This window comes from Dielma fastidiosa, assembly GCF_000313565.1.
GTDB lineage: Bacteria > Bacillota_I > Bacilli_A > Erysipelotrichales > Erysipelotrichaceae > Dielma > Dielma fastidiosa.
On sequence record NZ_CAEN01000096.1, the window covers coordinates 1 to 496 of the forward strand.

Here is a 496-nt window from a genome sequence, read left to right on the forward strand (position 1 = left end):
CCAAAGAAGAAGTAATGGATTCAATTTACACGATGGAAACTAGAAAAGTGGGTAACTATTATGTAAATAAATCTGATTACACTACTAATTCAACGAGTGCTCAGAGAAGTACATTCAACAATACTTTCCCTGGATACCTATATGCTTTAGTAGATAAAGAAGAAGGTTTATTTGGTTACGACTTAGTTGAAAAGCAAATGAATGAAGTAGCTGAAGCATTAGAGGCAGTAACAACAGCTATTGCTAAGATTACACCTGCAAATATCAAAGCAACCGATAAGAAAACTTTAGAAGCTGCTGAAGATGCTATCTACGAATTAACTAAAGGCGGAGATTATGAAGATAATCTGACTAAAACAGAAGCGAAAACTGTTAGAGCTGCAGAAACTAAGATTGAAAACTTACGTGAAGCATTTGATAACTTAGGTACTACAGCAGTAGCTGGATGGTATGACATGGGTAACGGTAACTGGGGTTACAACAACGAAGACGGTAC

Annotated in this window: 1 protein-coding gene; it reads left to right on the forward strand. The window is 36.3% G+C overall.

Annotation, left to right across the window (positions count from 1 at the left end; all coding sequences use genetic code 11):
• Positions 1-496, forward strand: a 496-nt coding sequence (locus DAHG_RS21310) for a hypothetical protein (RefSeq protein ID WP_034456152.1), incomplete at both ends; no start/stop codon positions are given.